This is a genomic window from Methylobacterium sp. J-070 (assembly GCF_022829385.1).
GTDB lineage: Bacteria > Pseudomonadota > Alphaproteobacteria > Rhizobiales > Beijerinckiaceae > Methylobacterium.
Genome location: NZ_JAKSXX010000144.1, coordinates 14459 through 38702 on the forward strand (window position 1 = coordinate 14459; position 24244 = coordinate 38702).

Here is a 24244-nt window from a genome sequence, read left to right on the forward strand (position 1 = left end):
ATGACCGATCGCGGAAAACGGGACTTCATGCGGCTGACCGCGCTCGGCGCGTTCGCCGCCCTGGGCGGCGTGCCGCGCGCCCGGGCGGGCGACATCGCGCGGCTCCCCTTCGGCAACGGCGAGCGGCCGCTGGTGGCCTATCCGGGCAAGCGCCCGCTGCTGCAGATGACCGCGCGCCCGCCGCAGCTGGAGACGCCCTTTGCGGTGTTCGATGAAGGCGCCATCACCCCCAACGACGCGTTCTTCGTCCGCTACCACCTCGCCGACATCCCCCTGGAGATCGACCCCGGGGCGTTCCGGCTGAGCGTCGCCGGCCATGTGGAGCATCCGGTGGCGCTGTCGCTCGCGGAGCTGAAGGCGATGCCGCAGACCGAGATCGTCGCGGTCAACCAGTGCTCGGGCAATTCCCGCGGCTTCTTCGAGCCCCGCATCGCCGGCGGCCAGCTCGCCAACGGCGCCATGGGCTGCGCGCGCTTCACCGGCGTGCCGCTCAGGACCGTCCTCGACAAGGCCGGCGTGAAGGCCGGGGCCGTGCAGGTGGCCTTCGAGGGCCTCGACGGGCCGGTCCTGCCGGAGACGCCCGACTTCGCCAAGGCGCTCACCCTCGATCACGCGGCCGACGGGCAGGTGATGCTGGCCTGGGGCATGAACGGGCAGGACCTGCCCTGGCTCAACGGCTTCCCCCTGCGCTTGGTCGTGCCCGGCTATTACGGCACCTACTGGGTGAAGCACCTCGACGCGGTCACCGTCCTCGACAAGCCCTTCCCGGGCTTCTGGATGACGAGCGCCTACCGCATCCCCGACAATGCCTGCGCCTGCACCGAGCCCGGCCAGGCGCCGGACAAGACCGTGCCGATCGGCCGGCTCAACGTCCGCTCCTTCGTGACCAACCTGACCGACGGCGCAGAGGTGAAGGCCGGCCGCGTCGCCCTGCGCGGCATCGCCTTCGACGGCGGCTCGGGCATCCGGGCGGTGGAGGTCTCGGCCGACGACGGCCGGACCTGGAGCGGGGCCGCGCTCGGCCCGGATCTCGGCCGCTTCGCCTTCCGCACGTGGACCGCCGCGGTCGATCTGGCGCCCGGGGCGCACGCACTCCGGGTCCGGGCGACGGGCAACGACGGCGGCACGCAGCCGATGGAGCCGCGCTGGAACCCGGCCGGGTACATGCGCAACGTCGTCGAGACCACCCGCGTGCGGGCGGCCTGAGGAGGATCGACATGCCCCGCTCACGTCACGCCGCGCCCCTCGCGCTCGCCGCCGTGCTGGCCGCCGGCCTCGCCGCGCCGGCCGCGCGCGCCGCCCCCGACACCTACGCGCTGCCGGAGCCGACGGCCCAGTTCCGTCCCGCGCCGGATGCGGGCCACGCGGCCGGATTCCAGGCCGCGCAGGAGTCTTGCATGACCTGTCACGCGGCCGATTACGTCGCCATGCAGCCGCCGAAGAAGGGGCAGGCGTTCTGGGAGACCGAGGTCGCCAAGATGATCAAGGTCTACCGCGCGCCGATCGACGGGCAGCAGGCCGCGGCCATCGCCGCCTATCTGGGCGCGGCCTACTGAGCGCCGGAACCGGGCAGGAGGAGCCCCACGATGACCGCCAGGACCGTCGGCCGCATCGGGACCGAGGCCGCACCCGCCGGTCGCGGCTGGGCCGGAACGGCCAGCTCGCTCCTGCCGGGCCTGCTCCTGTGCCTGGCGATCACCGTCGTGGCGCAGGGTCTGCAGGCGGGCGAGGAGCACCTGACCGGCCATCCCTACGTCGAGGCCCTGGTGCTGGCGATCCTGCTCGGCACGGCCCTGCGCACCGTCTGGATGCCGGGGGCGCGCTTCAAGGCCGGCATCGCCTTCTCGGCCAAGCAGGTGCTGGAGGTCGCCGTCACCCTGCTCGGCGCCGCGGTGAGCCTGGGCGCCATCGTCGCCTCGGGGCCGGCGCTGCTCACCGGCATCGTCGGGGCGGTGGGGCTCACCATCCTGGCGAGCTGCGCCCTCTGCCGCGCCCTCGGGCTGCCGGTGCGCATGGCGCTGCTGATCGCCTGCGGCAACGCCATCTGCGGCAACTCGGCGATCGCCGCGGTGGCGCCCGTGATCGGGGCGGACAGCCGGGACGTGGCGGCCGCCATCGCCTTCACGGCCGTGCTCGGCGTGCTGATGGTGCTCGGCCTGCCCCTGTTCGTGCCGCTCTTCGGCTTCAGCGACAACCAGTACGGGGTGCTGGCGGGACTGACCGTCTACGCGGTGCCGCAGGTGCTCGCCGCCACGCTCCCGGTGAGTCAGCTCTCGACGCAGGTCGGCACCCTGGTGAAGCTCGTGCGGGTGCTGATGCTGGGACCGGTGGTGCTGGCCCTCTCGCTCCTCGCCCCGCGCCTGCCGGCGGAGGGGGCCACCGGCCAGGCCGCGACGCGCGACGGTGCCCCCCGCCGGCCCGGCTTCTTCAAGCTGGTGCCGTGGTTCATCCTGGGGTTCCTGGCTCTGGCCGGCCTGCGCTCGCTCGGTCTGATCCCGGATGCCTGGATCGCGCCGGCCTCCCGGCTCGCCGGCTTCCTCACCATCGTGTCGATGGCCGCGCTGGGGCTGGGCGTGGACGTGCGCGTGCTGGCCCAGGTCGGCGGCCGGGTGACGCTGGCGGTCACCGCCTCGCTCCTCGTGCTCCTCGCCATCGCCATCCTGCTCATCCGCGGCCTCGGCATCGGCTGAGCGCGCCGGCGCGCCGCAATCGCGACCGCGGCGGTTCGGCCGGTCCCGAGAGCGGCGCAGGTCCGTCCCGACCGGCGCGACATCCGCCTGTCGGCCGGCAGGCGTCGTCCCGCGCGTCCGGGTCCGGGCCGGGCCACGGGACCGCCCGCGCCGGGTCGTCGTGATCCGCGGCTGCCGGACGATCCGGATCCACGCCCGCACCGATGTCCGCGGCCGGCCCGGTATCGCCGCGGCGACCGCCGGATCCGCGTCGCGGAGCGGCTCGGCCCGTCGGCCCATGACGGCGGGTCCGTCCCAGCCGCTCCCATGCATCGCAGGGTCGAGGCGCCGGAACTCTGATCTGAAGTTGCGTCATGGCGCCCAAGCCGGGATCAATATCCAGGGTGTGAAGTCACGAGTTTACATATTCGATTGGTCGAATAATCAGTGTAAATCGCTGGAAGTATATAAAAAGACAATCATTTATCCGGGCATGACGAAAATTCCGACCGAAAATCTTAGGTTATAATACTTACCCAATTTGCCCGAGATCCCAATTTATATTACGTGCGAGTCACGCTCTTCGGAAGCAATGGATGACAATGACCGTCAGCTCGGATGGCGCGGAGCTCGGATCTATCGCTGATGCAAACACTGTTCTCGACTGAAGGCCTCAACCCGCACGTCCGATATGCCCGCTGGCGCGAGACCCTGATGGACCGGGGCGTCCCCCTCGAGCAGGTGCGCACCGACGAGGGTCCCTTCGCGGGCAAGGTGGAGATCGCCAATGTCGGCCCGCTCCTCCTGACCCGCGTCTCGCACGGCGCGCTGCGCAGCGAGGCGACGCCCGATCTGATCCGGCGCAACGGCAAGGAGGGGACCTTCGTGGTGATCTTCAAGCTCGCCGGCGTGTCGAAGCGCAGCCAGGATGACCGCTCCTCCGTGCAGCGCGCCGGCGACTTCGTCCTGCTCGATCATCGCCCCGCCGCACACGAGTCGAGCACCGGCAGCCAGACGCTCTTCATGGAACTGCCGCGCAAGCGCTTGGAGTCCGTGCTCGGCCCGGGCCGGCTGTACACGTCCCTGACGGTGGGCCGGGATCTCGCCTCCACGATGCTGACGACGCAGTTCTTCCACAACCTGATCCGGGTGCACCACCAGCTCGATGCCGACATGGGGGCCCGGATGCTGTCGGCCGGCACCGACCTGATCGTGGCCAGCATCGCCGAGCGGCTGTCGAAGGAGGTGCCGCGACCGCTTCAGGACACCCTGCTGATCCAGCGGGCCAAGGCGTATGTCGAGGCCCACCTGGGCGACCCGAACCTCGACCCGCCGCAACTCGCCGCCGCCGTCGGGGTGTCGCTGCGCCGGCTCCAGGAAGTGTTCCACGAGCGGAGCCAGCATATCTCCGACTGGATCTGGCAGCGTCGGCTGGAGGCGGTGAGCAGGCGCCTGTCGGATCCGGCCAGCGCCCATCTGTCGATCGGCATGCTCGCCTACGAGAGCGGCTTCGCCAGCCAGGCGCATTTCTCGCGCCGCTTCAAGAGCCACCAGGGCATGAGCCCGCGGGAGTATCGCGTCGCAGCCCTCACGGGCGTCCGCGAGGCGCCTCGACGCCTCCGCGCGATCGGCACGGGGCTGGACCTCGCGGGGGAGGCGGTGTGCGGTCGCCGACGGACCGCATGACCGCCGGGCCCGGGCCGCCCTGCTCCGTCGCGGCTTGAGGCGCGTCGGCCGGGGCCGCATCTCCGCAGGCCGAACCGGCAGCGGCTGCGGCGGAAAACGCCCTATCGCCGCTGCGGCACGAGGTCGTTGGCGATGATCTCGCCGAACGGGCCGTCGTTGCGCGCCTGGGTCGCGGCCCGGCCCGTCGTCGCGCGCAGGGGCAGCTTCGGGAAGACCAGCTCGGCGAAGCGGTAGGCCTCCTCCAGGTGCGGGTAGCCCGACAGGATGAAGCGGTCGATGCCGAGATCGATATAGGCCTTCATCCGGTCCGCGACCTGATCGGCCGAGCCGACCAGCGCCGTGCCCGCACCGCCGCGGACGAGGCCGACGCCCGCCCACAGGTTCGGCGACACGACGAGGCGGTCGCGGCGCCCGCCATGCAGCGCCATCATCCGGCTCTGGCCGACCGAGTCCTGGCGCTTGAGCGTCTCCTGCGCCTTCGCGATGGTGGCGTCGTCCACGCGGGAGATCAGGCGCTCGGCCGCGGCCCACGCCTCGGCCTCGGTCTCGCGGGCGATCACGTGCAGGCGGATGCCGTAGGAGAAGGTCTTTCCCTTCCGCGCCGCCGCCGCGCGGGCGGCGGCGATCTTCTCGGCGACCTGCTCCGGCGGCTCGCCCCAGGTCAGGTACACGTCGCAATGCTCGGCCGCGACCGCGATGCCGGCGGGCGACGAGCCGCCGAAATACAGCGGCGGGTAGGGCTTCTGCACCGGCGGGAAGATGAGCCGCCCGTTCTCGGCGCGCAGGTGCCGCCCCTCGAACGTCACCGTCTCGCCGGACATCAGCCCCCGCCAGACGTGCAGGAACTCGTCGGTGACGGCGTAGCGCTCGTCGTGGGCCAGGAACACGCCGTCGCCGGCCAGCTCCACCGGGTCGCCGCCGGTGACGACGTTGATGAGCAGCCGCCCGTCCGAGATCCGGTCGAGGGTGGACGCCATGCGCGCGGCGACCGAGGGCTCCAGCAGGCCGGGCCGCACGGCGACGAGGAAGCGCAGGCGCCGCGTCAGGGGGGCGAGCGCCGAGGCGATCACCCAGGAATCCTCGCACGAGCGCCCGGTGGGCAGGAGCACGCCGTAATAGCCGAGGTCGTCCGCCCCTTGCGCGATCTGCCGGAGGTAATCGAGGGTGACCGCGCGGGCGCCGTCCGCGGCGCCGAGGTAGCGCCCGTCGCCGTGGGTCGGCAGGAACCAGAGGACGTCGGCGCGCCCGTCGTTCGATGCGGTCATGGTGGTCTTCCCTGTCGCTCAGGCGGCCTGAGACTGTCCGAGCAGGCGTTCGAGGATGCGCCCTTCGAGCGCCGCGAGGTCCGGGTCGCCGCGCCGCCGCGGGCGGGGCACGTCCACCCGCAGGTCGAGGGCGACGCGCCCGGCGTCGAGGACGAGGATGCGGTCGGCCAGGGCCACCGCCTCGCCGACATCGTGGGTGACCAGCAGCGCGGTGAAGCCTTGGGCCTGCCAGATGCGCGCGATCAGGTCCTGCATGCCGATCCGGGTCAGCGCGTCCAGCGCCCCGAGCGGCTCGTCGAGGGCGAGCAGGCCCGGCCCGCTGACGAGCGCGCGCGCGAGCGCCACCCGCTGCCGCTGGCCGCCGGACAGGGTCGCGGGCCACGCCCCGGCCTTGTCCGACAGCCCGACCTCGTCGAGCGCGGCGAGCGCCCTGTCCCGCCGCTCGGCGCGCGAACCGAGCCCGGTCAGCCCGACCGCGACGTTGTCGACGACCCGGGCCCAGGGCAGCAGGCGCGGCTCCTGGAACATGATCCGCTTCGGCGGCGTGCCGCGGCGCGCCGCGGTGCCCGGCTTCTTGTCGGCCCCTTCGAGCAGGATCCGCCCGCGCGTCGGCTCCTCCAGGCCGAGGATCAGCCGCAGCAGGGTGCTCTTGCCGCAGCCGGAGCGGCCGACCACCGCGGTGAAGCCGCCGGCCGGCAGGAACAGGTCGAGCCCGTCGAGCACGGGGGCGCCGCCGAAGTCCTTGTGCAGGTCGCGCACCGTGACGCCGATGCCGCGCGCGGTCGGCGCCTGCGGGGCCGGCATCCGCGCGGGACCGCGGTCTTCGCGGCGCTGCGAGACGGCGTCCGGCAGCGTTTCGCGAGGGAGGGCGTCGAGCAGCATCAGGCGCTCCTGTAGGCGGGGTTCCAGGCGAGGCAGGTGCGCTCGACCTGCCGCGTCAGCGCGTCGGCGAGCTTGCCCAGGCCGGCGTAGATCAGGATCGCCAGCACCACGACGTCGACGAGCATGAACTCGCGCGCCTGCATCGCCATGTAGCCGAGGCCCGAGGAGGCCGAGATCGTCTCGGCGACGATCAGCGTCAGCCACATGATCCCGAGGGCGTAGCGCAGGCCCACGAAGATCGACGGCAGCGCGCCGGGCAGGATCACGCGGCGGAAGAGCTCGGCGTTCGACATGCCGTAGACGCGGCCCATCTCGACCAGGGCCGGATCGACCGAGCGGATGCCGTGCAGCGTGTTCGCGTAGATCGGGAAGAACACGCCGAGCGCCACCAGGAAGAGCTTGGCCTCCTCGCCGATGCCGAACCACAGGATCACCAGCGGGATCAGCGACAGGTGGGGCACGTTGCGCACCATCTGCACCGAGGTGTCGGTCAGCCGCTCGGACAGGCGCGACAGGCCGTTGGCGAGCCCCAGCCCGAACCCGATGCCGCCGCCGACCAGGAAGCCCGCCAGCGCGCGCAGCGTGCTGACCCCGAGGTTGACCCAGAGCTCGCCGGTGCGCCCGGCCTCCCAGCCGGCATGGATCACGTCGACGGGCGTCGGCATGAAGCGGTTGGAGACGAGCCCGGTCGAGACCGCGGCCTGCCATCCGGCCAGCACCGCGAACGGGACGAGCCAGGGCAGGCCCGCGTCGCGCAGGCGGTCGAGGGAGCGGGGGCGCATCATCCGGGATCAGACCTTGTCGGGCCGCGTCCAGACCGCATCGGCGACGCGGACGGGTTTCGGGATCAGCTTCAGCGCGTGGAAGCGGTCGGCGATCACCTGCTGCTCGGCCACCAGGCCCGCGCTCATCGGTCCGACGACGTAGTCGGTCCGGTCGACGGCGCGCCGGGTGGCGGGCAGCGGCACGCCGGTGCCCTGCGACAGCAGCGCCGCCACCGCGCCGCGGTTGTCCGTGCACCAGCGCGCGACCGTGCCGAGCGCATCCACCGCCGCGGCGAGAACCGGCGCGCGGGCCTGGGCCAGCTCCCGGCTCGCGAGGAAGAAGTTGTTCTGCTTGGCGATGGCGTCGGCGAGCACCCGCACCCCGTCGCCGACTTCGGCGATCGCGAAGTACGGGTCCCAGATCGTCCAGGCGTCGATGCTGCCGCGCGCGAAGGCGGCGGCCGCGTCGGCGGGCGCCAGGGTCACCGGCTCGATGTCGGCGTAGGTCAGGCCGGCCTTCTCCAGCGCCGCCATGGTGAGGTTATGGGCGCTCGACGCCTTGGCGAAGGCGACGCGCTTGCCCTTCAGGTCGGCCAGCGTCCGGATCTCCGACCCCTTCGGCAGCAGGATCCCCGAGCCCGAACCGCCGCCGTCCTGCGCGGCGGCATAGACGAGGCTGCCGCGCGCGGCCTGGGCGAAGATCGGCGGGGCATCGCCGGTCTGACCGAAGTCGATTCCGTCGAGCGACAGGGCCTCGAGCAGCGGCGGTCCGAACGAGAACTCGACCCAGCGCACCTGGTGGCCGAACCGCTCCACGGCCGCCTCGATCGCCCCCTGCTGCTTGGCGACGACGAGGATGCCGTTCTTCTGGTAGCCGATGCGCAGCACGTTCGCCTCGGCGGCGCGCGCGCCCGCCGTGACCGACGCGGCAAGGGCGGCGGAGAGGAACGCGCGGCGGTCGAGCATGGCGCGCCTCACCCGGCCGCCGTCAGGGCCGCCGGGGCGGACTGCCCGCGGGCGGCCGCCAGCAGGGCGGCGAGCTGGCCGCCGGCCTGGACGACGCGCGCCCGCACCGCCGCGTCCGTCAGCGCGCCGTCGGTGAAGTCGGTCTCGGAGGCGTAGACCGCGGTCGGCACCTGGAGCGCGCCGAAGAAGCCGAACAGCGGGCGGAAGCCGTGCTCGACCACGAGCGCGTGCCGAGCGCCCCCGCCGGTGGCGACGACCGCCACCGGCTTGTTGGCCAGTGCGCCCGGGTCGACGAGGTCGAACAGGTGCTTGAACAGGCCGGTGTAGCTGCCCTTGTACACCGGCGAGCCGACGATCAGCGCGTCGGCGGTCTCGATCGCCTCGATCACCCGGCGGGCCGGCAGCGGAAGCTGGTCGCGGGTCCAGGCCGCGCCGAGGCCGGGCCCGGCATCGACGAGATCGACGACGCGGCCGTCGACGGTCGCGTGTCGGGCGACCTCGCCCAGAACCGCCTCGACGAGCGTCCGGGTCTTGGACGGTCGCTGCACGTTCGCGCTCAGTCCGACGAGTCTCGGGCGGGTCATCGCGGGTCTTTCCGGATTGCGGCTGGCCGATGAAGCGGAGGGGCCCGGCGCCCGTTGCGCTGGACCGTCCGAAACCATGACCGAAAGGTGCTGGTTCGACCGCCGGACGTCAATGAAACGGTCTTCCAAAGGCGCGGCCGTGGCCAGACGATCGTTCTGCCCGGCGGTGAAGACGAAGAATTTACGATGCGCGCCGTGCGGACTTACAAGCATATCGGCGCGTCCGGGCAGTCCGGGTCTCCGGCGGCGGCGCGCCGAATGCGCTGCCGCGTGCCGAGATCTGCGAACACCATCGGGAATCGACGGCCGGACGGGGACGATTCTTGTCCGGGCCGCCCGCGCGACCGGACCGGGACGCTCGTCTCCGAGTCCCGCGCCGACGGTCGGAGCCTCAGCTCTCGGGCCCGGTGCGCTGCTCCGGCGGCGAGCGGCCGGCGACCGGGTGGCGCTCAGCCCCTGACGTTCGCCGGGGCCGGCCCGGGCCCCGCCCCCGCGACGATGGAGAGCGCCCGCGCGCGGCTCCCGCTCGGGCGGACCGGTCCAACCCGGTCGGGAACGGTCCTAGACCGAGGCCGCGGGCGGCCGCCGCCCGGTGCGCGCGGCGAGGATGACGGACCGCAGCTCTGCCGTTCGGACCGGCTTCGACAGGATCGTGACGTCCGGTGAGCCCAGGTCCTCGCGCACCCGCGCCTCGTCGTAACCGCTCATCACCACCGTCGGCACGTCGCGTCCCGCGCGGGTCCGGACCGCCGCGATGCAGTCCGTTCCGGTCACGCCGTTGCCCAGGTCGAAATCGGTGATGAGGAGGTCGAAATCGGCGACCGCTTCGGGGATCGCGGGTTCGGCCTGAACCCGACAGCCCCATCTCCGCAGGAGGTTGGCGGTCGCCAGCCGCACGGCCTCGTCGTCCTCCACCAGCAGCACCCGCAGCCCGCTGATCGTCGCCGTCGGTTCGTGCGCGGGCCGGTCGGCGGCCGGCCTCGGCACCCGGGCGATCGGGAGGTTGCCGAGGGTCACGCAGGTCCCGCGCCCCGGCACCGAGCGCAGATCGACGGCGACGTCCAGGAGATCGCCCAGGCGGCGGACGATCGGCAGGCCCAGGCCGACGCCGTCGATGTCCCGGTCGCCCCGCCGGCGGACTTGGTAGAACTCCTCGAAGACCTTCGCCTGATGTTCGGTCGCGATGCCGGGCCCGCGATCGTAGACCTGGACGGCGAGCCTGCCGCCCCGGCGGCGGCATCCGATCAGGATCGGCCGGCCTGGCGCATACTTGATCGCGTTGCTCACGATGTTCTGCAGCATCGTCGTGAACAGCGCGCGGTCCGTGGTCACGACGGCGTCGCAGGCCAGGCTGCGCAGCTCGGTCCCGCACAGCTGCGCGGCATCGGCGTTCTGGCGCCACACATCCTTGAGGATGTCGTCGATCGCGACCGGCTCGCGGCTGGGCTCGACCTTGCCGCTGTCGAGCGTGGAGATGTCCAGCAGGGACTTGAACAGGCGCGACACGCTCTGCAGGGACCGGTCGATGTTCTCGACCATCCGCAATTCCTCCGCCCCGAGCCTCGCGTCGCGCAGGCACGCGGTGAACAGGCTGATGGCGTGGATCGGCTGGCGAAGGTCGTGGCTCGCCTGCGCCAGGAACCGCGACTTGGACAGGCTCGCCTCCTGCGCGCGCGCATAGGCGCGGCGCAGGTGCTCGAGCAGGCTGTGGATGTAGGCCGGCACCAGGACGGTCGTGCTGACGAGCGTCATCACCATGAACGGGTTCTGGCGCCAATATGCGTTGAAGACCGTCGTCACGGCGATCGAGACAAGCGATGCCAGGGTCGAGATTTTCAGATAGGCGACCCCGAAACGCAGGCCGTTCCCGACGGTGACCCAGATGAGAATGGAATAGAGCGGCGTGAAGGTCGCATCGCCAACCGACATGACGTATGTCAAGCCGCCGATATCGGCGGTGATGGTGATGAGACGTCGCGGAACGTTTTCGCCGGGACGGAGAGATATCCATCTCTCGACGATCAGGGAAAATACCAAATACTGCAGGATGAAGTAAAAGACGCCCGTCTGGTACGGGGCAGCGGCGCCGATCTGGACCTGCGCGGCGCTGTAGAGGATCGCGACGCCGACGATGATGATCCGGACGACGGCCTGGGATTTCTCGGTGTCGAAATCCTCGTCCGGGGTGTTGCGCCGCTCCGGCATCGGCGGCTCAGCCCCGGCCGGCCGCGGCGGCGGCCCGCCCGGCGGGGAAGCCCATCGCCGGGGACATCGGGATCCCGCGCGGTCCGGGCACGCGCTGCGGCCCGATCATCCCCCCAACCCGGCAGACGCCGCCTTCGCGGCGGCGGCCGAGCGGGAGGTGACCTCGAGGGTCCGCAGCAATGCCGACACGTGGATGCGGACGGTGAAGGGAGAGATGTCCAGCTCCCGGGCGATCTCCTTGTTCGTGTACCCCAGGGCGACGAGGCGCAGGACGTCGCGCTGGCGCTGCGTCAGGGACGGCAGGGCACCGCGCTGCGGGACGAGGCCCGATGCGGGGCTGCACCTGATCACGTACTCCCCGTCGCGAATCGCCTCGATCGCGTCGGCGATCTCACGCGCGGGCAGCGATTTGCCGATGAACCCGTCGGCGCCCGCCGCCATCACGGTCCGGATCAGGGTCTCGTCCTCGATCATCGAGACGACGACGATCGAGGCCTTCCGGAACTCGTCGCGCAGCGCGCCGATGGAGGGCCCGGGATCGAGGCCGGGAAACAGCAGGTCGAGGAAGAAGGCGTGCGGCGGCGGCCCGGCGCGCGACAGCGCCAGAACCTGATCCATCGTGGCGGCCTCCAGCACGCGGGCCTGCGTGTAGAGCCGCTCGGCGATGTGCCTCATGCCCTCGCGGAACAGCGGATGGTCATCGGCGATGATGAGTGTGTCTCGCCTCCGGCCGGTCATTCCGCTCCCGTTCGCGGTATCGGCCTCAGCCCCCGCGCCCGGAACCGGGGCCGCATTGCCGGGCAAGACGCCCCGCCGGTCAAGGGACGAGCCGCAGGGCATCGGCATGCATCGGCCGGCTTTTCGGCGCGTACATGGAAGTCAATTCCCATCGAAAGGCAATCTTATGTCGTATCTCATGAGAATAATTATTGGCCTCATACAAAAAGGCAGGGCGTCATGATCGTCCTCATCCTGGGTGCGCGGCGCCGCCTGGCGTCTGGGATCTGGCGGATGTCGACCATAGACCATCAAGCCCGGTCCGGAGGCAAGTTCGCCGGCCGCGCCGCGCCGCGCTGGGCCGCGCCGCGCCGGGTGACCGCACCGCGAAGGCGCCCGCCCCCGCCCCGGGATCGCGACGCTCGGCGGCAGGGTCGGGCGCGCGGGTCCGAGGGCCGGCCCTACGCCGACGGAACGCCGGACCTCATCGCGCGGCCCGTCCGTCCGCCGCGGCGGACCCGGGCAGGGGCGCCGACAGGCGGGTCGGCAGGTCGGTGAGCCGGAGGGACCGGCGCAGGGCCCGGGACAGGGCATCCACCAGCATGGTCAGCAGGGCGGTCGCCGCGATCAGCAGCGCGGCGACGTCGAGGCGCAGTTCGGAGATCGCGGCGTCGACGTAGAAGCCGAGCGTCGCCACGCCGAGGATGCCGAAGATCGCGCTCTCGCGCAGGATCAGCTCCCACCGGTAGAGCAGGTAGGCCAGGAACTGCCCGTAGAGCCGGGGCAGCGTCTCGTAGCTGTACAGGTTCAGGCCGGCCGGGGCATCGGCGCGGTAGGCGAGACCGTCGGCGTGGCGGCCCATCAGGTAGCCGACGATGCCGGCATTGTGGATCGTCAGCGCCAGGATGGCCGGCAGCATCGACGGACCGAGCAGCTGCAGCAGCACGTAGGCGAGCATGTATTCCGGCGTCGCGCGCACGACCACGAGGAGAACGCGCCCGAAGGGCTGCCCGACCGGCCCGGCGAAGCGGCGCGACGCCAGGGGGAACAGGAGCAGCGCGCCGAACGCCGTGGCGACCAGGGCGACCTGGGCGAGCACCAGGGTCTCGACGGCGCCGGGCAGGATCTGCTGCGTCAGGATCGGCCGGAGCCAGAGCCAGAACCGGCCCCAGGTTTCCGGATCGCCGAGCGCGCCGGACCGGAGCGGGGCGGGGACGAGGTCGTGGCCGAGGAGGCGCCCCAGATTGGCGAGCCAGTCGGTCGCCCCGACCGTCCGGGGCAGGGCCAGCACGCTCGCCACGAGCAGGACCGGCAGGGTCGAGAGCCGCATCCACAGGCGGCGGGAGCCGATCAGGGCGTAGAACGTGAGGAGCAGGGCCCCGGCCTCGGCGTAGCGGCCCTGCCGGAAGGCGGATTCGAGGTGGAAGCCCATGGTCGGCAGGCCGATGAAGCCGAGCACCAGGGTCGAGCGCAGGGCGCATTCGAACCGGTAGAGCGTGTAGTGCCGGATCGCGCCGGCGACCTCCGGCAGGCGGGCATACGCGAAGGCCGAGACGGCGCCGGTCCCCTCCGGCAGGACCCGCAGGGCGGACAAATCCGCCTCCTCGATGATCTCGGAATAGACCTTGGCGCAGATGCCCGCGTAGGGCAGCGCGATGGCGAGCACGCCGGTGGTCGCCGACAGCCCGAACACCTGCATCAGCAGCAGGGCCCAGAACAGCTCGTGGACCGCGCGCAGGCCGGCGCAGGCCAGCCGCAGGCTCCGGACCCGGGCGAAGGGGATGGCCAGGACGAAGCCGGCCCCGGCCCCGAGGCTCACCCCGAGGATCGCGAAGGCGACCGTGTAGACGATGCTCCGGACCTCCACCGCGGGGAAGTCCGGATGGATCAGGCCGGCCAGCAGGCGCTCGAGGTCGGCCCAGGGGTGGAGGCTGGTGACGGCGAGGTCGGAGGCGAGGAGCGCCGCCGCCGCGCCGGCGACGAACCAGCGGGTCGCCGCGGCGTAGCCCCAGCCGGGGGACAGGCGGTTCGCGCTCACGCGGCCCGCCCGTAGAACGAGGCGAGGGCCGCCTCGTCCAGGTCGCCGGCGGGGGCGTCGAGGACGATGCGCCCGGCCTCGAGGACGACGATCCGATCCGCGTGGGCGAGGGCCAGGGCGATGTCGTGGAGCGCCAGCACCAGGGTCCGGTGGCGCGCGGCCAGCCGTTCCAGGATCAGGCCGCCCTGGGCGCGGTCGAGGGCCGAGACCGGCTCGTCGCCGATCAGGATCGGGCGGCCGTCGTAGAGCGCGCGCGCCACGGAGACGCGCTGCTGCTGACCGCCCGACAGGGCGCCCGCCTTGGCCCGGAGCGCGTCCGCGAGCCCGACCTCCCCGAGGATCCCGCGCACCTCCGCGAGGTCGGCCCGGGCCGGAAACGCCAGGGTGCGCAGGTTGTGCAGGGTGGAGCGCCGGTCGAGCCGGCCCATGTAGACGTTGTGGAAGACCGACAGCGTCCGCACCAGGGCCGCCGCCTGCGGGATCAGCGCGGCCCGGGGCCGCGCCTGGGCGTGGATGAGCCCGAGCAGGGTGGATTTCCCCGCGCCGGAGCGCCCCAGCAGGGCGACGCGCTCGCCGGCCCGGATGGTCAGGTCCACGCCGAACAGGACCGGGCTGCCGTCATAGGCCGCCCGGGCGTCGGACAGCACGATCTCGGCCTCGGCCTGGGTCACGGCCGCACCCCCGCCTCAGTCCAGCAGGCCGGTGGACCGCGCGACGCGCTCCACCGGCTCGTAGGCGGCGTTGGTCACCGGGATGAACTTCGAGCGGGCGAAGGGCGCGAGGATCGCCGGATCGGTGATGCCGATCAGGGCCGCCTTCAACCGCTCGGTGAAGCCGGCCCCGTAGATCGCGTCGACGTCGCCCCGCACGGTCCACTGGTAATCGGGGAAGGGCGGGCTCTCCCAGATGATGCCGACGGCCTTCGGATCGACCTTGCCGGCCTTGCTGTCGAGGTCCCAGACCGAGTAATCGACCGCCCCGACGGCGAACGCCCCCGACTGGACCAGCTGGATCGTGCGGCTGTGGTCGCCGGAGAAGCCGACGCGGGCGAACACCTCCTCGGGGGTCTTGCCCGGGAACGCCGCGCGGATGAAGTATTCCGGCATCAGCCGCCCCGAGGTCGAGGCCCGCGCGCCGAACGTGAAGGTCTTCCCCGCGATCCCCTTGGGGAAGTCGGCCGACCGCGTCAGGCCCGTGCCGGTGTTGGCGATGAGGTAGGTCCTGAACGCGGCGTCCTCGGCCCCCTGGGCGATCGCCTGGGCCCCGGGCGCGGCCCTGCGCGCCTGCACGCCGGTGAACCCCCCGAACCAGGCGAGCTGGACCTGGCCGTTGGTGAAGGCCGTGACCGCCGCCGGATAGTTCTTCACCGGGATATACGTCACCGGGACGCCGAGCTTGCCTTCGAGATAGGTGGCGACCTTGCCGAAGCGCTCGACGAGGCGGCTCTCGTCCTGGTCGGGGATGCCGGTGAAGACGAAGGCCGGCTTGGCGCTCCCCTGCCCGCCCGCGGATCCGGCCAGCGCGAGGCACCCCAGGCCGACCAGCAGCGACCGGCTCAGCGTCCGTCTCAGCATCAAGCGTCCCTCAACCGGATTTCGCCATGCGACACCGCAGAGCGGGCACCGCTGTCCAATCAACCGACAGTCAAGCGGGCGCAAGGGCGCCGGCCCGGCGGCCCCCCGCCGACGGCAGGGCCCCGCCTCCGGGAGGCGCCGTGTCGCGTCGGTCCGGGACGTCCGATGCGTCCGCCCCGGCGTCCGCGCGATCGGCGTGCCGGCGCCGGTGCGGAGGCCTGCCCCGACCGCCGTGCGGATCCAGGACGACGCGATGTCGGCTATTGACCGGTCGAGCCGAAGCCGGTCTCCGGTTTTCGACCCGCGTTCTGAACCCTGCATCAGAGGATCCGACCATGGATACAATCCCGGTCCGTCTCACCAGCCTCGCCCATGGCGGCGGCTGCGGCTGCAAGCTCGATCCCGCCGTGCTGCGGACGCTGCTCGCCGACCAGCCGGTCCCGGGCCCGTTCGAGCGCCTGCTGGTCGGCAACGAGACCGCCGACGATGCGGCGGTCTGGGCCCTGGACGACGGCACCTGCCTCATCGCCACCACGGACTTCTTCACGCCGATGGTGGACGATCCCCACGATTTCGGCCGGATCGCCGCCACCAACGCGATCTCCGACGTCTACGCCATGGGCGGCAGGCCGATCCTGGCGCTGGCCATCCTGGGCATGCCGGTGGGCAAGATCGCCCCCGAGATCGTCGCCAGGATCCTGAAGGGCGGGGCGGCCACCTGCGCCGAGGCGGGCATCCCCGTCGCGGGCGGCCACTCGATCGACGCCCCGGAGCCGATCTACGGCCTGGCGGTCGTCGGCCTGTGCGACCGCGCCCATGTCCGGCGCAACGCCGATGCCCGGGCCGGCGACGTCGCCATCCTGACCAAGCCCCTGGGCGTCGGCATCTACTCCGCCGCCATCAAGCGGGAGGCCCTCGACGCGGCGGGCTACGCCGACTTCCTCGCCACCACGACGCGCCTCAACAGGATCGGGCCGGATCTCGCGCGGGACGCGGAGGTCCATGCCGTCACCGACGTCACCGGCTTCGGCCTCCTCGGCCACGGCCTCGAACTCGCGCGCGGCGCCGGCCTGACCTTCGTCGTCGCGGGCGACGCGGTCCCGCTCCTGCCCCGGGCCGAGGCGCTCGCGCGGGACGGCTTCGTCACCGGCGCCTCGCACCGCAACTGGGCGAGCTTCGGCGGCCAGGTGGCGCTGCCCGAGGGCCTGCCGGACTGGCGCCGGCACATCCTCACCGATCCCCAGACCTCCGGCGGCCTGCTGGTGACCTGCACGCCCGGGCGGGCCGAGGCGATCCTCGCCCAGTGCCGCGCCGCGGGCTTCGCGCAGGCCGCCATCGTCGGGCGGTTCGAGGCCGGCTCTGCCGGCATCCGGGTCGAGGCCTGACGGGCCCCGATCCGGCACGACCGGGCAATCCCCGGACGGTGGACGCGCGTCGGCGGCCCGAGGGCACGGGGTGAGCCCGGGGCCTTCGCCGCCCCCCGGGGCCGGACCGGCGGCCGCGCGCGAACGGCGGAGCAGGTTGTCGTCGCCACGATCGCCGACCGGACCGTTCGGCGGGACGCCCGGCACGGACGCCGATGTCCGTCGCGCCGGACCTGACGGCGCGTCGTCGATCCCGGATCATGCCCGCACGCGGTCTTTGACGCTCCATCGCTCTCGGGAAGGATCGGCCGTGCCGGCGAATTCTGCAGATATCCGATCGCAGGCCGGATGTTCCCAGTCCGCGCGCCGGGGCCCGGATCGTAGTCTGTCTTTGGCCGCGGATATGCGGCAATTTTTCGATATTGCCTAAGGCGATAATTGATGATCTGGTGTCGAATGCGCCGCTTGCGCAGGCCAGATCTGTTCAGGGCGCGTGCCGGAGAATCGCCGACATGACGCGTCACACCGCCGCCCTCGAAGCCGTCGCGATCCTGTTCGCCGTCGGCTGCACGATGCCGGCCCGGGCCGAGCCCGCGGCGCTGGGCGCCCCGAAGATGGTGATCTACGGCAATTACTGCGGGCCCGGGAACAACGCGCCGCTGCCGCCGGTGGACGCCCTCGACGCGGCCTGCGCCCGTCACGATGCCTGCACCCCCAGCCGGGGCCTGCCGACGCGGGCGTGCAACCTCCGCCTGGCCCGGGAGGCCCAGGACGTCGCCCTCGATCCGACCCAGGCCGACGACCTGCGGGCCCTGGCCGGCGCGGTCGCCGCCTTCGCGGTGGCCACGCCCGCCGAGGGCTCGCCCGACATGGCGCCCGAGCAGGCGCTGATGCTCGGCGCGCAGATGTTCCTCAACGCGCCCCGATGAAGCCGCGGATGGGGCGCCCCTGACGCGTCGGCCGCGCCGTTGCGGAGCGCCCCGGGCCGATTTCATCCGTGTTGCTGGACGTTCGACTTGGAGTATTTGATCGATAGAGTGTCTATCCGCACATGAATTCAGTCTGCGGCGTATATGGTTGCGGTGAGATTCGATTTTCGAATGTGAGGGGCCGCCATGAGATGTCTCCAACTCGCCGCCGTTCTGGTGATGGCCGGCACCGCCGCAAACGCCCAGGGCACGGTCGATTTCGAGATCGACGGGCGGAAGATCCATATCGGGGCCTCGCGCGGCTGCGACGGCCTCTCGTGCGTATCGGTGTCGATCCCCGGCGTGTTCGAGATGGGGCCGAAGCGGCGCCCCCCGGCCCGACCCGGCGTCGCGGATGAGCCGGACGCGGCTGCGGCCCCCTCCGGTTCCCGCGCCCATCCAGCCCCCGACCGCGCCCCCGCCGACAGCGCATCGACGGCCCAGCCCCCCGCCGCCGCCGCCGACGACGACGGTGCGCCCGCTCCCGCCGCCCCGCCAAAATCCCTGTCGGCGGTGCCCCCAGTGTCGACAGTGCCCCCGCTGCCGGCGCCGCGGCAGGAGGCCGATCTGACGCAGGATCCGGTCGGCACGGCGGCGCCGGCCCGGGAACCGGCGTCCCCGTCGCAGCCTCCCCCGGCCCCGGCCCGAGCCGAGACCTCGCCGCTCGGCATGTGGGAGACCGAGGACCGCAAGGGGATGGTGCGCATCGAGGCCTGCGGGCGCAATCTCTGCGGCTACGCGTGGAACGCCCGGTCGAAGGCGAACGGCGAGAAGGTCCTGATCGACCTGAAGGCGCAGAGCTCGTCGCGCTGGAGCGGCCAGATCTACGATCCGAACACCGGCCGCACCTACGACTCCACCGTCACGCTCAAGGAGGGCGGGACGTTGCGGGTCCAGGGCTGCGCGTTCGGCGGGATGTTCTGCGGCGGCCAGACCTGGAACCGGGCCGGATAGCGCCGGCGGAGTCCGTCGGGACGTCGGTCCGGGTATCGGGGGCGCTCTTCGAGGCCCTGCCCGAGATCGTCCAGGGCATCCTTGCGCCGCGCCCCGCCGGGATTACGGTCGCGGCGCCGGGCGGGCGTTGGAGCGTCATCCCGAGAGCCGGCAGCCCCCGCTCGGGTCGAGCCTCGAGGGGCTGCCCGACCCCGTCGCCGCAGGTGGACCGACCGACCATGCCGTGCCGCCCCCTCGTCCTGTTCCCCGATCCCCGCCTCTGCCGTCCCGCCGCCCCGGTCGAGGCGTTCGGCCCGGGCCTGAAGGCGCTTGCCGACGACGTGCGCGACACCCTCCTGGCCGTGAGCGCCCTGGGTCTGACGGCCCCGCATGTCGGCGTGCCGGCGCGCGTCATGGTGGCCCGGATGGCGCCGGAAGCGGATCCGCGCGTCTACGTGAATCCGGTCCTGCTCTGGGCCTCCTCCGACATGGCGCGCCACGACGAGGGCAGCGTCAGCATGCCGGGCGTGCGCGAGCAGATCACCCGGCCCGCCCGGATCCGGTTCGGCTATCGCGACCTCGACGGGCTGGCCCGCGAGGCGGAGGCCGACGGCTTCCAGGCGGCCATCGTCCAGCACGAGATCGATCAGCTCGACGGACTCTTCTGGATCGACCGCCTGTCGCGGCTGAAGCGGGATCGGCTCCTGAAGCGGTTCGACAAGCTGAGGCGCCTGCCCGCCGCGGGGGAACACGCGTGAGCGGCGGCGCGACCGATCCCGTCATGCCGGCGGCCCCTCAGCCCGCGCCGGCCGATCGCGCGACGACGTGGTCGGCGATGGCGCCGGCGGTCGTCAGCCAGATGTCGGCGCGGCGCTCGGCGATGTGCTGGAGCGCCCGGCGCAGGGGCCTCAGCCGGTGCGGGCGCCCGACGATGTAGGGGTGCAGCGCGAGGCCCATGACCAGGGGCGCGGCCTGCGCCTGTTCCAGCATCTCGTCGAAGGCGTCGACGATGGCGTCGGCGAACTGGCGGCCCGTCTCCTTGCGGGCGACGATGGCGGGGATGTCGTTGAGTTCCTGCGGGTAGGGCACCGCGAGGATGCGGCCGCCGCCGCGGGTCGCGAACCACGTCGGCTGGTCGTCGTGGTCCCAGTCGAGCAGGTAGCGGTAGCCGGCCTCGGCCAGGAGATCGGGCGTCACCCGCGACTGCGAGATCCAGGGACCGAGCCAGCCGGCCGGCGGGCGCCCTTCCCGCGCCGCGATCACCGCCGTCGTCTCGGCGATCAGCGCCCGTTCCGCGGCCTCGTCGAGCACGCCCTGCCGCTCCGCATTGGTCCGCCCGTGCGCGACGATCTCGTCGCCGCGGGCGCGGAACGCCTCGATCAGCCCGGGGCAGTCCCGGTAGAGGTTGCTGTTGACGAGCACGCTCGCCGGCATCGCCAGCCCGTCCAGCAGCGCGGCGATCCGCCAGGCGCCGACCCGGTTGCCCCAGTCCCGCCAGGCATAGTTGAGCACGTCGGGCTGCGGCCCGCCCGGCGCCAGCTCGGCGCCCAACCCTTCGCCGAACGCGAAGGTCTCGAGGTTCAACCCGATATAGACCGCGAGGCGCTTGCCCTCCGGCCAGTCGAAGACCGGCCGCTCCGGCAGGGCGCTGTAGGCGTAGCGGCCGTGTCCCGAATCCGTGTCCATGCCGTGTCCCCGTTCCGCGGCACCGAGATAGGGCGCCTCCGGTCCGTTGTCGCCGTCGGGGCCGGCAGCGCCCGCGACCCCCTGCCCGCTCGCGCGTCCCCGGAGGCGCCGGCGGGCTCAGAGGCCGGGGCTCAGCGGGCGGCGTCGAAGGCGGCGAGGAACGCCGTCAGGTTCTCCGGCAGGGCCGCGCAGAGGTAGCCGCCCTCCTGGACGAGGGCGGTCGGCAGCCCGGCCCGGGCGATCCGTTCCGCCGCGGCGGCGAAGCCCGCGCGGGTCACCCGCAGGGCGCCGATCGGGTCGTCCGCGGCGGCGTCGAGGCCGAGCGCCACCACGAGCCCGCGGGGCCTGTGGGCGGCGACCTCCGCGAGCCCCGCCTCGACGGCGGCGAGCCAGGGCGCGTCGCCCGAACCCGGCGGCAGCGGCAGATTGCGGTTGAAGCCCGCCCCCGGCCCCTCCCCCGTCTCGTCCGCATAGCCGGCATAGAACGGGAAGTAGTCCGACGGGTCCGCGTGCACCGAGACGGTGAGCACGTCGGCGCGGGCATAGAAGATCCCCTGGGTGCCGTTGCCGTGATGGACGTCGATGTCGAGGATCGCCACCGGGCCGCCGGTGGCGTCGCGCATCCGCGCCGCCGCGATGGCGCTGTTGTTGAGGAAGCAGAAGCCGCCGGCGGAGGCCGCATAGGCGTGGTGGCCGGGCGGGCGGCACAGGGCGTAGGCGTGGCCCGCCGCCAGCGCCGCCTCGGCCGCCGCGACGGCGCATTGCGCCGACCCGTAGACCGCCGGCCACGTGCCGGCCCGGATCGGCGTCGAGGTGTCGGCCATGTAGAGGCCGGCGAGGCCCAGCAGGCCCGCGGGCTTCCGGTGCATCTGCGGCCGGGCGAAGACCCCGGTGAGGATCTCGTCGCCGAGGCCCGGCATCTCCGCCCGCCGCGCCCAGGCCCCGGCCAGGAACGCCACGTAGTCGGGATCGTGCACCGCCCGGATCGGGTCGGGGCCGTGATCGCCGGGGACGGCGAGGTCGTGGCCGGCGGTCGCGGCGGCGTCGTGCAGGATCGCGTAGCGCGCGGCCTGCTCGGGATGCGGGATCGGCGTGCCGCGCCGCCAGTAATGCTCGGGATCGTGCCGGGCCGCGTCGGGCGTGTGGAAGATGCGCATCCCGGGAGGTTAGGCCCCCGCGGGACGCGCGTCATCCGTCCGGGCCGCCGCGGGCGGGGGGCGGGGCCGCCCGCGCGCGATTCGGCCGGGCCGTCCGCCGCGCCCGTCGGCGCGGGCGCCCGCCGCGCCGTTTGGGACGGGTTCCGGCCGGGTCTGCGTCGGTGACCCGTCGGGCTCGGCCTCCGGTCCGCCCTCACCGGCGATGAGGGTGTGGGGATCGCGGACCCGCCACCCCGTCGGAGCGGGGGCCGCGTCGGCGATCTCGCGCAGCAGGGTCGGAACCCGCGCCCAGGGCTCGGTCACCGGCCGGATCGCGGCCCGCGCGCGGCCGCCGGCGACGCGGATGTCCGGCCAGCGCGCGCAGAAGGCCGCGACGCAGGCCGGGTCGAAATGGCGGCCGCTGTCGGCGCGGATGCAGTCCAGCGCCGCCTCGAAGGACATCGCCGCCTTGTAGGGCCGCGCCGTGGTCAGGGCGTCGAACACGTCCGCCACCGCGACGATCCGGGCCGCCAGGGGGATCGCGGCGCCGGCGAGCCCCTTCGGATAGCCGCCGCCGTCCCAGCGCTCGTGGTGCGACTCGGCGATCTCGGCGGCGAGGCAGATCAGCTCGGAGGCGCTGCCGCCCAGGATGCGCCGGCCGATGGTCGCGTGCGTCTTGATGACGTCGAACTCGTCCCGGTCGAGCCGGTCGGGCTTCAGCAGGATGCCGTCCGGGATGCCGACCTTGCCGACGTCGTGCAGCGGCGCCGCGAGGTAGAGGTTGCGGCACATCTCCGGGGGGAGGCCGAGCCCCTCGGCCACGATCTGGCTGTAGCGGGCCACCCGCCACGTGTGGTCGCCGGTCTCGTTGTCGCGGTACTCGACGGCCAGCGCCAGGCGGAAGATGATCTCCTCCTCGCGCTCGCGCATGTGGCGCAGGGCCGCCTCCACCTCGCCGTCGAGCCAGGCCGCCTGCTCGGCCAGGCGCCGCACCGCCTTGGCGAGCCGGATCACGTTGCGCAGCCGCACGGTCAACTCGACGCCCTGCACCGAGCGGTCGAGGAAATCGGTCGCCCCGGCCTCCAGGGCGGCGAGCCGCACGGCGTCCGAGACGTCGTCGGTGATCATCACGATGGGCACCTGGGCGTAGTGCGGGATGGTCCGTATGCACCGGATGAAGGCGATCCCGTCCATGGCGCGCATGTGGCAGTCGACCAGGACGAAGTCGAAGGCCCGCATCTGCGCCTCGACGAGGGCGGCGGCCGGATCGGCGTGATCGGTCACGCTCACGCCGGGCTTGGCCTCCAGCAGCCGGCGCAGCCGCAGGCGCATGGTGTCGCTGTCGTCGACCAGGAGCGCGTCCATCATGGGCTGTCGCGTCCTTCGGCGGCCGCAGACGGATGCCGCCGCGCGGATCGGCCGAACCGCCGGCCGTCCGGATGTCCGGACGCGGAACCTCGCGACCGAGCCAGGATCGGCGCGGCGACGGCTCGGGCTTGAAAATTCGTCATTGCGGCGAAGGATTCCATCGGCTGGATCAAATGTTGGGTCGCGGCAGGTTAATAGACAGTGAATGATATTCGTAGTCCTCTGAAATGAAATCGGATTTATTCGACACAAAAGAGGCGTATATTCTGACAAAATAACTGAAACGCGGGGAGGAGCGATGTCGATCGCGAGGATATAATATTCGAATAGTGATAATTATACAGTCGAATTGACGGTGCCCTTATGAACAGGATCGACGGAGGGATGCGGGTCGCGCCGGCATCGACGCGGCGCCCCCGGCCCGCTGACAGGGGGGCGGGCCGGCGCTACCGTCCGCCGCGGCCGGCGTCCGACCGCCGGGGGCGGCCTGTCGGGAGACGCGCGGGCGATGATGCGGTTCGATCTCGTCGATCTCGGCCTGTTCCGGCACGTGGTCGAGGCCGGTTCGATCACCCACGGGGCGGCGCGGGCGAACCTCGCCCTGGCGGCGGCCTCGACGCGGATCCGGTTCATGGAGGAATCCCTCGGCGCGCCGCTGCTGACCCGGGGCCGCCAGGGCGTCGACCCGACCCCGGCCGGGCGCGCGCTCCTCGTCCACGCCCGGGAGGTCCTGGCCGGGGTGGAGCGGCTGCGCGAGGAGATGTCGGCCTTCTCGGGCGGGGCGTTCGGCCAGATCCGGGTGCTGGCCAACACCAACGCGCTCACCGAATTCCTGCCGGACGCGCTCTCGGCCTTCCTGGCCGGCCATCCCGGAATCGGCGTCGAAGTCGACGAGCGCACCTCCGAGGAGATCGTCGGGCTGGTGGCCGAGGGGGCGGCCGATCTCGGCATCCTGTCCGGAACCGTGGATACCGGCGCGCTCCAGACCTTCCCGTTCCGGGAGGACCGGTTCGTGCTGGTGGCGGCCCGGGACCATCCCCTGGCGGCGCGTCCCGCGATCCCCTTCGCCGAGGTGCTGGGTCACGACCTCGTCGGCCTCGACCGGCGCAGCGCCATCAGCCGGTTCCTCGTGGCCCAGGCGGTGCGGGCGGGACGGCCGATGCGCCTGCGGGTGCAGCTGCGGGGCTTCGACGCGGTCTGCCGGCTGGTCGAGGCCCGGGTCGGCCTCGCGGTCCTGCCCGAGAGCGCGGCCGCCCGGGCCGCGCAGGGGCTCGCCATCGCGGTGGTGCCGCTCTCGGATGCCTGGGCGCGGCGCGACCTGACCCTGTGCCTGCGCGACCTCGACGGGCTGCCGCCGTTCATCCGGGCCTTCGTGGCGCAGCTGCGCGGATAGGATCCCCCAGCCCGGCTTCCCGGCGCCCGGCGCATTGCCCCGGGCC

General features: G+C 72.7%; 21 protein-coding genes and 1 pseudogene. 9 read left to right on the forward strand and 13 right to left on the reverse strand.

Features of this window, described 5'->3' with window-relative positions; genetic code table 11:
• The 4 genes from MKL01_RS14150 to MKL01_RS14165 all read left to right on the forward strand — a co-directional run bounded on the left by MKL01_RS14150 (window position 1) and on the right by MKL01_RS14165 (window position 4355).
• A complete protein-coding gene (locus tag MKL01_RS14150; protein WP_243905845.1) occupies window positions 1–1206 on the forward strand; it encodes a molybdopterin-dependent oxidoreductase in 1206 nt (401 codons plus the stop codon).
• A gap of 11 nt (window positions 1207–1217) precedes the next feature.
• The gene (locus tag MKL01_RS14155) at window positions 1218–1556 is read left to right on the forward strand and encodes a cytochrome c (RefSeq protein ID WP_243905846.1); all 339 of its coding nucleotides are present in this window, start codon (window positions 1218–1220) and stop codon (window positions 1554–1556) included.
• A gap of 30 nt (window positions 1557–1586) precedes the next feature.
• The gene (locus MKL01_RS14160; protein ID WP_243905847.1) at window positions 1587–2690 is read left to right on the forward strand and encodes a YeiH family protein; all 1104 of its coding nucleotides are present in this window, start codon (window positions 1587–1589) and stop codon (window positions 2688–2690) included.
• Window positions 2691–3314: 624 nt separating this feature from the next.
• On the forward strand, window positions 3315–4355 hold the full coding sequence (locus tag MKL01_RS14165; RefSeq protein WP_243905848.1) for a helix-turn-helix domain-containing protein: 1041 nt from the start codon (window positions 3315–3317) through the stop codon (window positions 4353–4355).
• A gap of 101 nt (window positions 4356–4456) precedes the next feature.
• Here the strand turns inward: MKL01_RS14165 and ssuD are convergent, their stop codons facing one another.
• From ssuD to MKL01_RS14215, 10 genes are all read right to left on the reverse strand, one after another.
• Window positions 4457–5620, reverse strand: coding sequence for an FMNH2-dependent alkanesulfonate monooxygenase (gene ssuD, locus MKL01_RS14170; protein WP_243905849.1), 1164 nt, complete (start codon window positions 5618–5620; stop codon window positions 4457–4459).
• An 18-nt stretch (window positions 5621–5638) separates the two neighbouring features.
• Window positions 5639–6502 (reverse strand): ABC transporter ATP-binding protein, encoded by an 864-nt coding sequence (locus MKL01_RS14175; RefSeq protein ID WP_409566254.1) that lies wholly within the window; start codon window positions 6500–6502, stop codon window positions 5639–5641.
• A complete protein-coding gene (locus MKL01_RS14180) occupies window positions 6502–7284 on the reverse strand; it encodes an ABC transporter permease subunit (RefSeq protein ID WP_243905916.1) in 783 nt (260 codons plus the stop codon). Before MKL01_RS14180 ends, MKL01_RS14175 begins: the two co-directional genes overlap by 1 nt.
• A 9-nt stretch (window positions 7285–7293) precedes the next feature.
• Window positions 7294–8232, reverse strand: coding sequence for an aliphatic sulfonate ABC transporter substrate-binding protein (locus tag MKL01_RS14185; protein WP_243905850.1), 939 nt, complete (start codon window positions 8230–8232; stop codon window positions 7294–7296).
• 8 nt (window positions 8233–8240) lie between these two features.
• The gene (gene msuE / locus MKL01_RS14190) at window positions 8241–8816 is read right to left on the reverse strand and encodes an FMN reductase (protein WP_243905851.1); all 576 of its coding nucleotides are present in this window, start codon (window positions 8814–8816) and stop codon (window positions 8241–8243) included.
• A gap of 561 nt (window positions 8817–9377) precedes the next feature.
• On the reverse strand, window positions 9378–11021 hold the full coding sequence (locus MKL01_RS14195; RefSeq protein WP_243905852.1) for a hybrid sensor histidine kinase/response regulator: 1644 nt from the start codon (window positions 11019–11021) through the stop codon (window positions 9378–9380).
• 105 nt (window positions 11022–11126) lie between these two features.
• Complete coding sequence (locus MKL01_RS14200) at window positions 11127–11759, reverse strand: LuxR C-terminal-related transcriptional regulator (RefSeq protein ID WP_243905853.1); 633 nt, start codon at window positions 11757–11759, stop codon at window positions 11127–11129.
• A gap of 463 nt (window positions 11760–12222) precedes the next feature.
• Window positions 12223–13776 carry a PhnE/PtxC family ABC transporter permease gene (locus tag MKL01_RS14205; RefSeq protein ID WP_243905854.1) on the reverse strand — a complete coding sequence of 518 codons (1554 nt, stop codon included), beginning with the start codon at window positions 13774–13776 and terminating at the stop codon, window positions 12223–12225.
• Complete coding sequence (locus tag MKL01_RS14210) at window positions 13773–14447, reverse strand: ATP-binding cassette domain-containing protein (protein ID WP_243905855.1); 675 nt, start codon at window positions 14445–14447, stop codon at window positions 13773–13775. Before MKL01_RS14210 ends, MKL01_RS14205 begins: the two co-directional genes overlap by 4 nt.
• Window positions 14448–14462: 15 nt before the next feature.
• Window positions 14463–15350, reverse strand: coding sequence for a putative selenate ABC transporter substrate-binding protein (locus MKL01_RS14215; protein ID WP_243905856.1), 888 nt, complete (start codon window positions 15348–15350; stop codon window positions 14463–14465).
• A 335-nt stretch (window positions 15351–15685) separates the two neighbouring features.
• On the opposite strand from MKL01_RS14215, the gene selD reads away from it, so the two are divergent.
• The 4 genes from selD (at window position 15686) to MKL01_RS14235 (ending at window position 19373) form a co-directional block, all read left to right on the forward strand.
• Window positions 15686–16735, forward strand: a complete 1050-nt coding sequence (gene selD / locus MKL01_RS14220; RefSeq protein ID WP_243905857.1) for a selenide, water dikinase SelD — start codon at window positions 15686–15688, stop codon at window positions 16733–16735.
• A 491-nt stretch (window positions 16736–17226) separates the two neighbouring features.
• Window positions 17227–17643 (forward strand): hypothetical protein, encoded by a 417-nt coding sequence (locus MKL01_RS14225; RefSeq protein ID WP_409566255.1) that lies wholly within the window; start codon window positions 17227–17229, stop codon window positions 17641–17643.
• 186 nt (window positions 17644–17829) lie between these two features.
• Window positions 17830–18636 (forward strand): DUF2147 domain-containing protein, encoded by an 807-nt coding sequence (locus MKL01_RS14230; RefSeq protein WP_243905858.1) that lies wholly within the window; start codon window positions 17830–17832, stop codon window positions 18634–18636.
• A 218-nt stretch (window positions 18637–18854) separates the two neighbouring features.
• Window positions 18855–19373: a peptide deformylase gene (locus tag MKL01_RS14235; RefSeq protein WP_243905859.1), complete on the forward strand. Its 519-nt coding sequence runs from the start codon at window positions 18855–18857 to the stop codon at window positions 19371–19373.
• A 37-nt stretch (window positions 19374–19410) separates the two neighbouring features.
• Here MKL01_RS14235 and MKL01_RS14240 read toward each other — a convergent pair whose 3' ends face one another.
• The 3 genes and pseudogenes from MKL01_RS14240 to MKL01_RS14250 form a co-directional block, all read right to left on the reverse strand.
• Window positions 19411–20301 (reverse strand): polysaccharide deacetylase family protein, encoded by an 891-nt coding sequence (locus MKL01_RS14240; RefSeq protein WP_243905860.1) that lies wholly within the window; start codon window positions 20299–20301, stop codon window positions 19411–19413.
• Window positions 20302–20432: 131 nt separating this feature from the next.
• Complete coding sequence (locus MKL01_RS14245; protein WP_243905861.1) at window positions 20433–21458, reverse strand: histone deacetylase family protein; 1026 nt, start codon at window positions 21456–21458, stop codon at window positions 20433–20435.
• A 255-nt stretch (window positions 21459–21713) separates the two neighbouring features.
• Window positions 21714–22802 (reverse strand): annotated as a pseudogene (locus MKL01_RS14250) (HD-GYP domain-containing protein); the annotation flags it as partial.
• Window positions 22803–23313: 511 nt separating this feature from the next.
• On the opposite strand from MKL01_RS14250, the gene MKL01_RS14255 reads away from it, so the two are divergent.
• Window positions 23314–24198 (forward strand): LysR substrate-binding domain-containing protein, encoded by an 885-nt coding sequence (locus MKL01_RS14255; protein ID WP_243905863.1) that lies wholly within the window; start codon window positions 23314–23316, stop codon window positions 24196–24198.
• Window positions 24199–24244 lie beyond the last annotated feature (46 nt).

Bases quoted from the DNA above. Each gene is read 5' to 3' on its own strand.
- MKL01_RS14230 (WP_243905858.1), top strand. From the start codon at position 17,830: ATGAGATGTCTCCAACTCGCCGCCGTTCTGGTGATGGCCGGCACCGCC.
- MKL01_RS14155 (WP_243905846.1), top strand. From the start codon at position 1,218: ATGCCCCGCTCACGTCACGCCGCGCCCCTCGCGCTCGCCGCCGTGCTG.
- MKL01_RS14180 (WP_243905916.1), bottom strand. From the start codon at position 7,284: ATGCGCCCCCGCTCCCTCGACCGCCTGCGCGACGCGGGCCTGCCCTGG.
- selD (WP_243905857.1), top strand. From the start codon at position 15,686: ATGGATACAATCCCGGTCCGTCTCACCAGCCTCGCCCATGGCGGCGGC.
- MKL01_RS14175 (WP_409566254.1), bottom strand. From the start codon at position 6,502: ATGCTGCTCGACGCCCTCCCTCGCGAAACGCTGCCGGACGCCGTCTCG.
- MKL01_RS14245 (WP_243905861.1), bottom strand. From the start codon at position 21,458: ATGCGCATCTTCCACACGCCCGACGCGGCCCGGCACGATCCCGAGCAT.
- MKL01_RS14225 (WP_409566255.1), top strand. From the start codon at position 17,227: ATGACGCGTCACACCGCCGCCCTCGAAGCCGTCGCGATCCTGTTCGCC.
- MKL01_RS14235 (WP_243905859.1), top strand. From the start codon at position 18,855: ATGCCGTGCCGCCCCCTCGTCCTGTTCCCCGATCCCCGCCTCTGCCGT.
- MKL01_RS14195 (WP_243905852.1), bottom strand. From the start codon at position 11,021: ATGCCGGAGCGGCGCAACACCCCGGACGAGGATTTCGACACCGAGAAA.
- MKL01_RS14165 (WP_243905848.1), top strand. From the start codon at position 3,315: ATGCAAACACTGTTCTCGACTGAAGGCCTCAACCCGCACGTCCGATAT.
- MKL01_RS14150 (WP_243905845.1), top strand. From the start codon at position 1: ATGACCGATCGCGGAAAACGGGACTTCATGCGGCTGACCGCGCTCGGC.
- MKL01_RS14200 (WP_243905853.1), bottom strand. From the start codon at position 11,759: ATGACCGGCCGGAGGCGAGACACACTCATCATCGCCGATGACCATCCG.
- ssuD (WP_243905849.1), bottom strand. From the start codon at position 5,620: ATGACCGCATCGAACGACGGGCGCGCCGACGTCCTCTGGTTCCTGCCG.
- MKL01_RS14185 (WP_243905850.1), bottom strand. From the start codon at position 8,232: ATGCTCGACCGCCGCGCGTTCCTCTCCGCCGCCCTTGCCGCGTCGGTC.
- msuE (WP_243905851.1), bottom strand. From the start codon at position 8,816: ATGACCCGCCCGAGACTCGTCGGACTGAGCGCGAACGTGCAGCGACCG.
- MKL01_RS14160 (WP_243905847.1), top strand. From the start codon at position 1,587: ATGACCGCCAGGACCGTCGGCCGCATCGGGACCGAGGCCGCACCCGCC.
- MKL01_RS14215 (WP_243905856.1), bottom strand. From the start codon at position 15,350: ATGCTGAGACGGACGCTGAGCCGGTCGCTGCTGGTCGGCCTGGGGTGC.
- MKL01_RS14255 (WP_243905863.1), top strand. From the start codon at position 23,314: ATGATGCGGTTCGATCTCGTCGATCTCGGCCTGTTCCGGCACGTGGTC.
- MKL01_RS14240 (WP_243905860.1), bottom strand. From the start codon at position 20,301: ATGGACACGGATTCGGGACACGGCCGCTACGCCTACAGCGCCCTGCCG.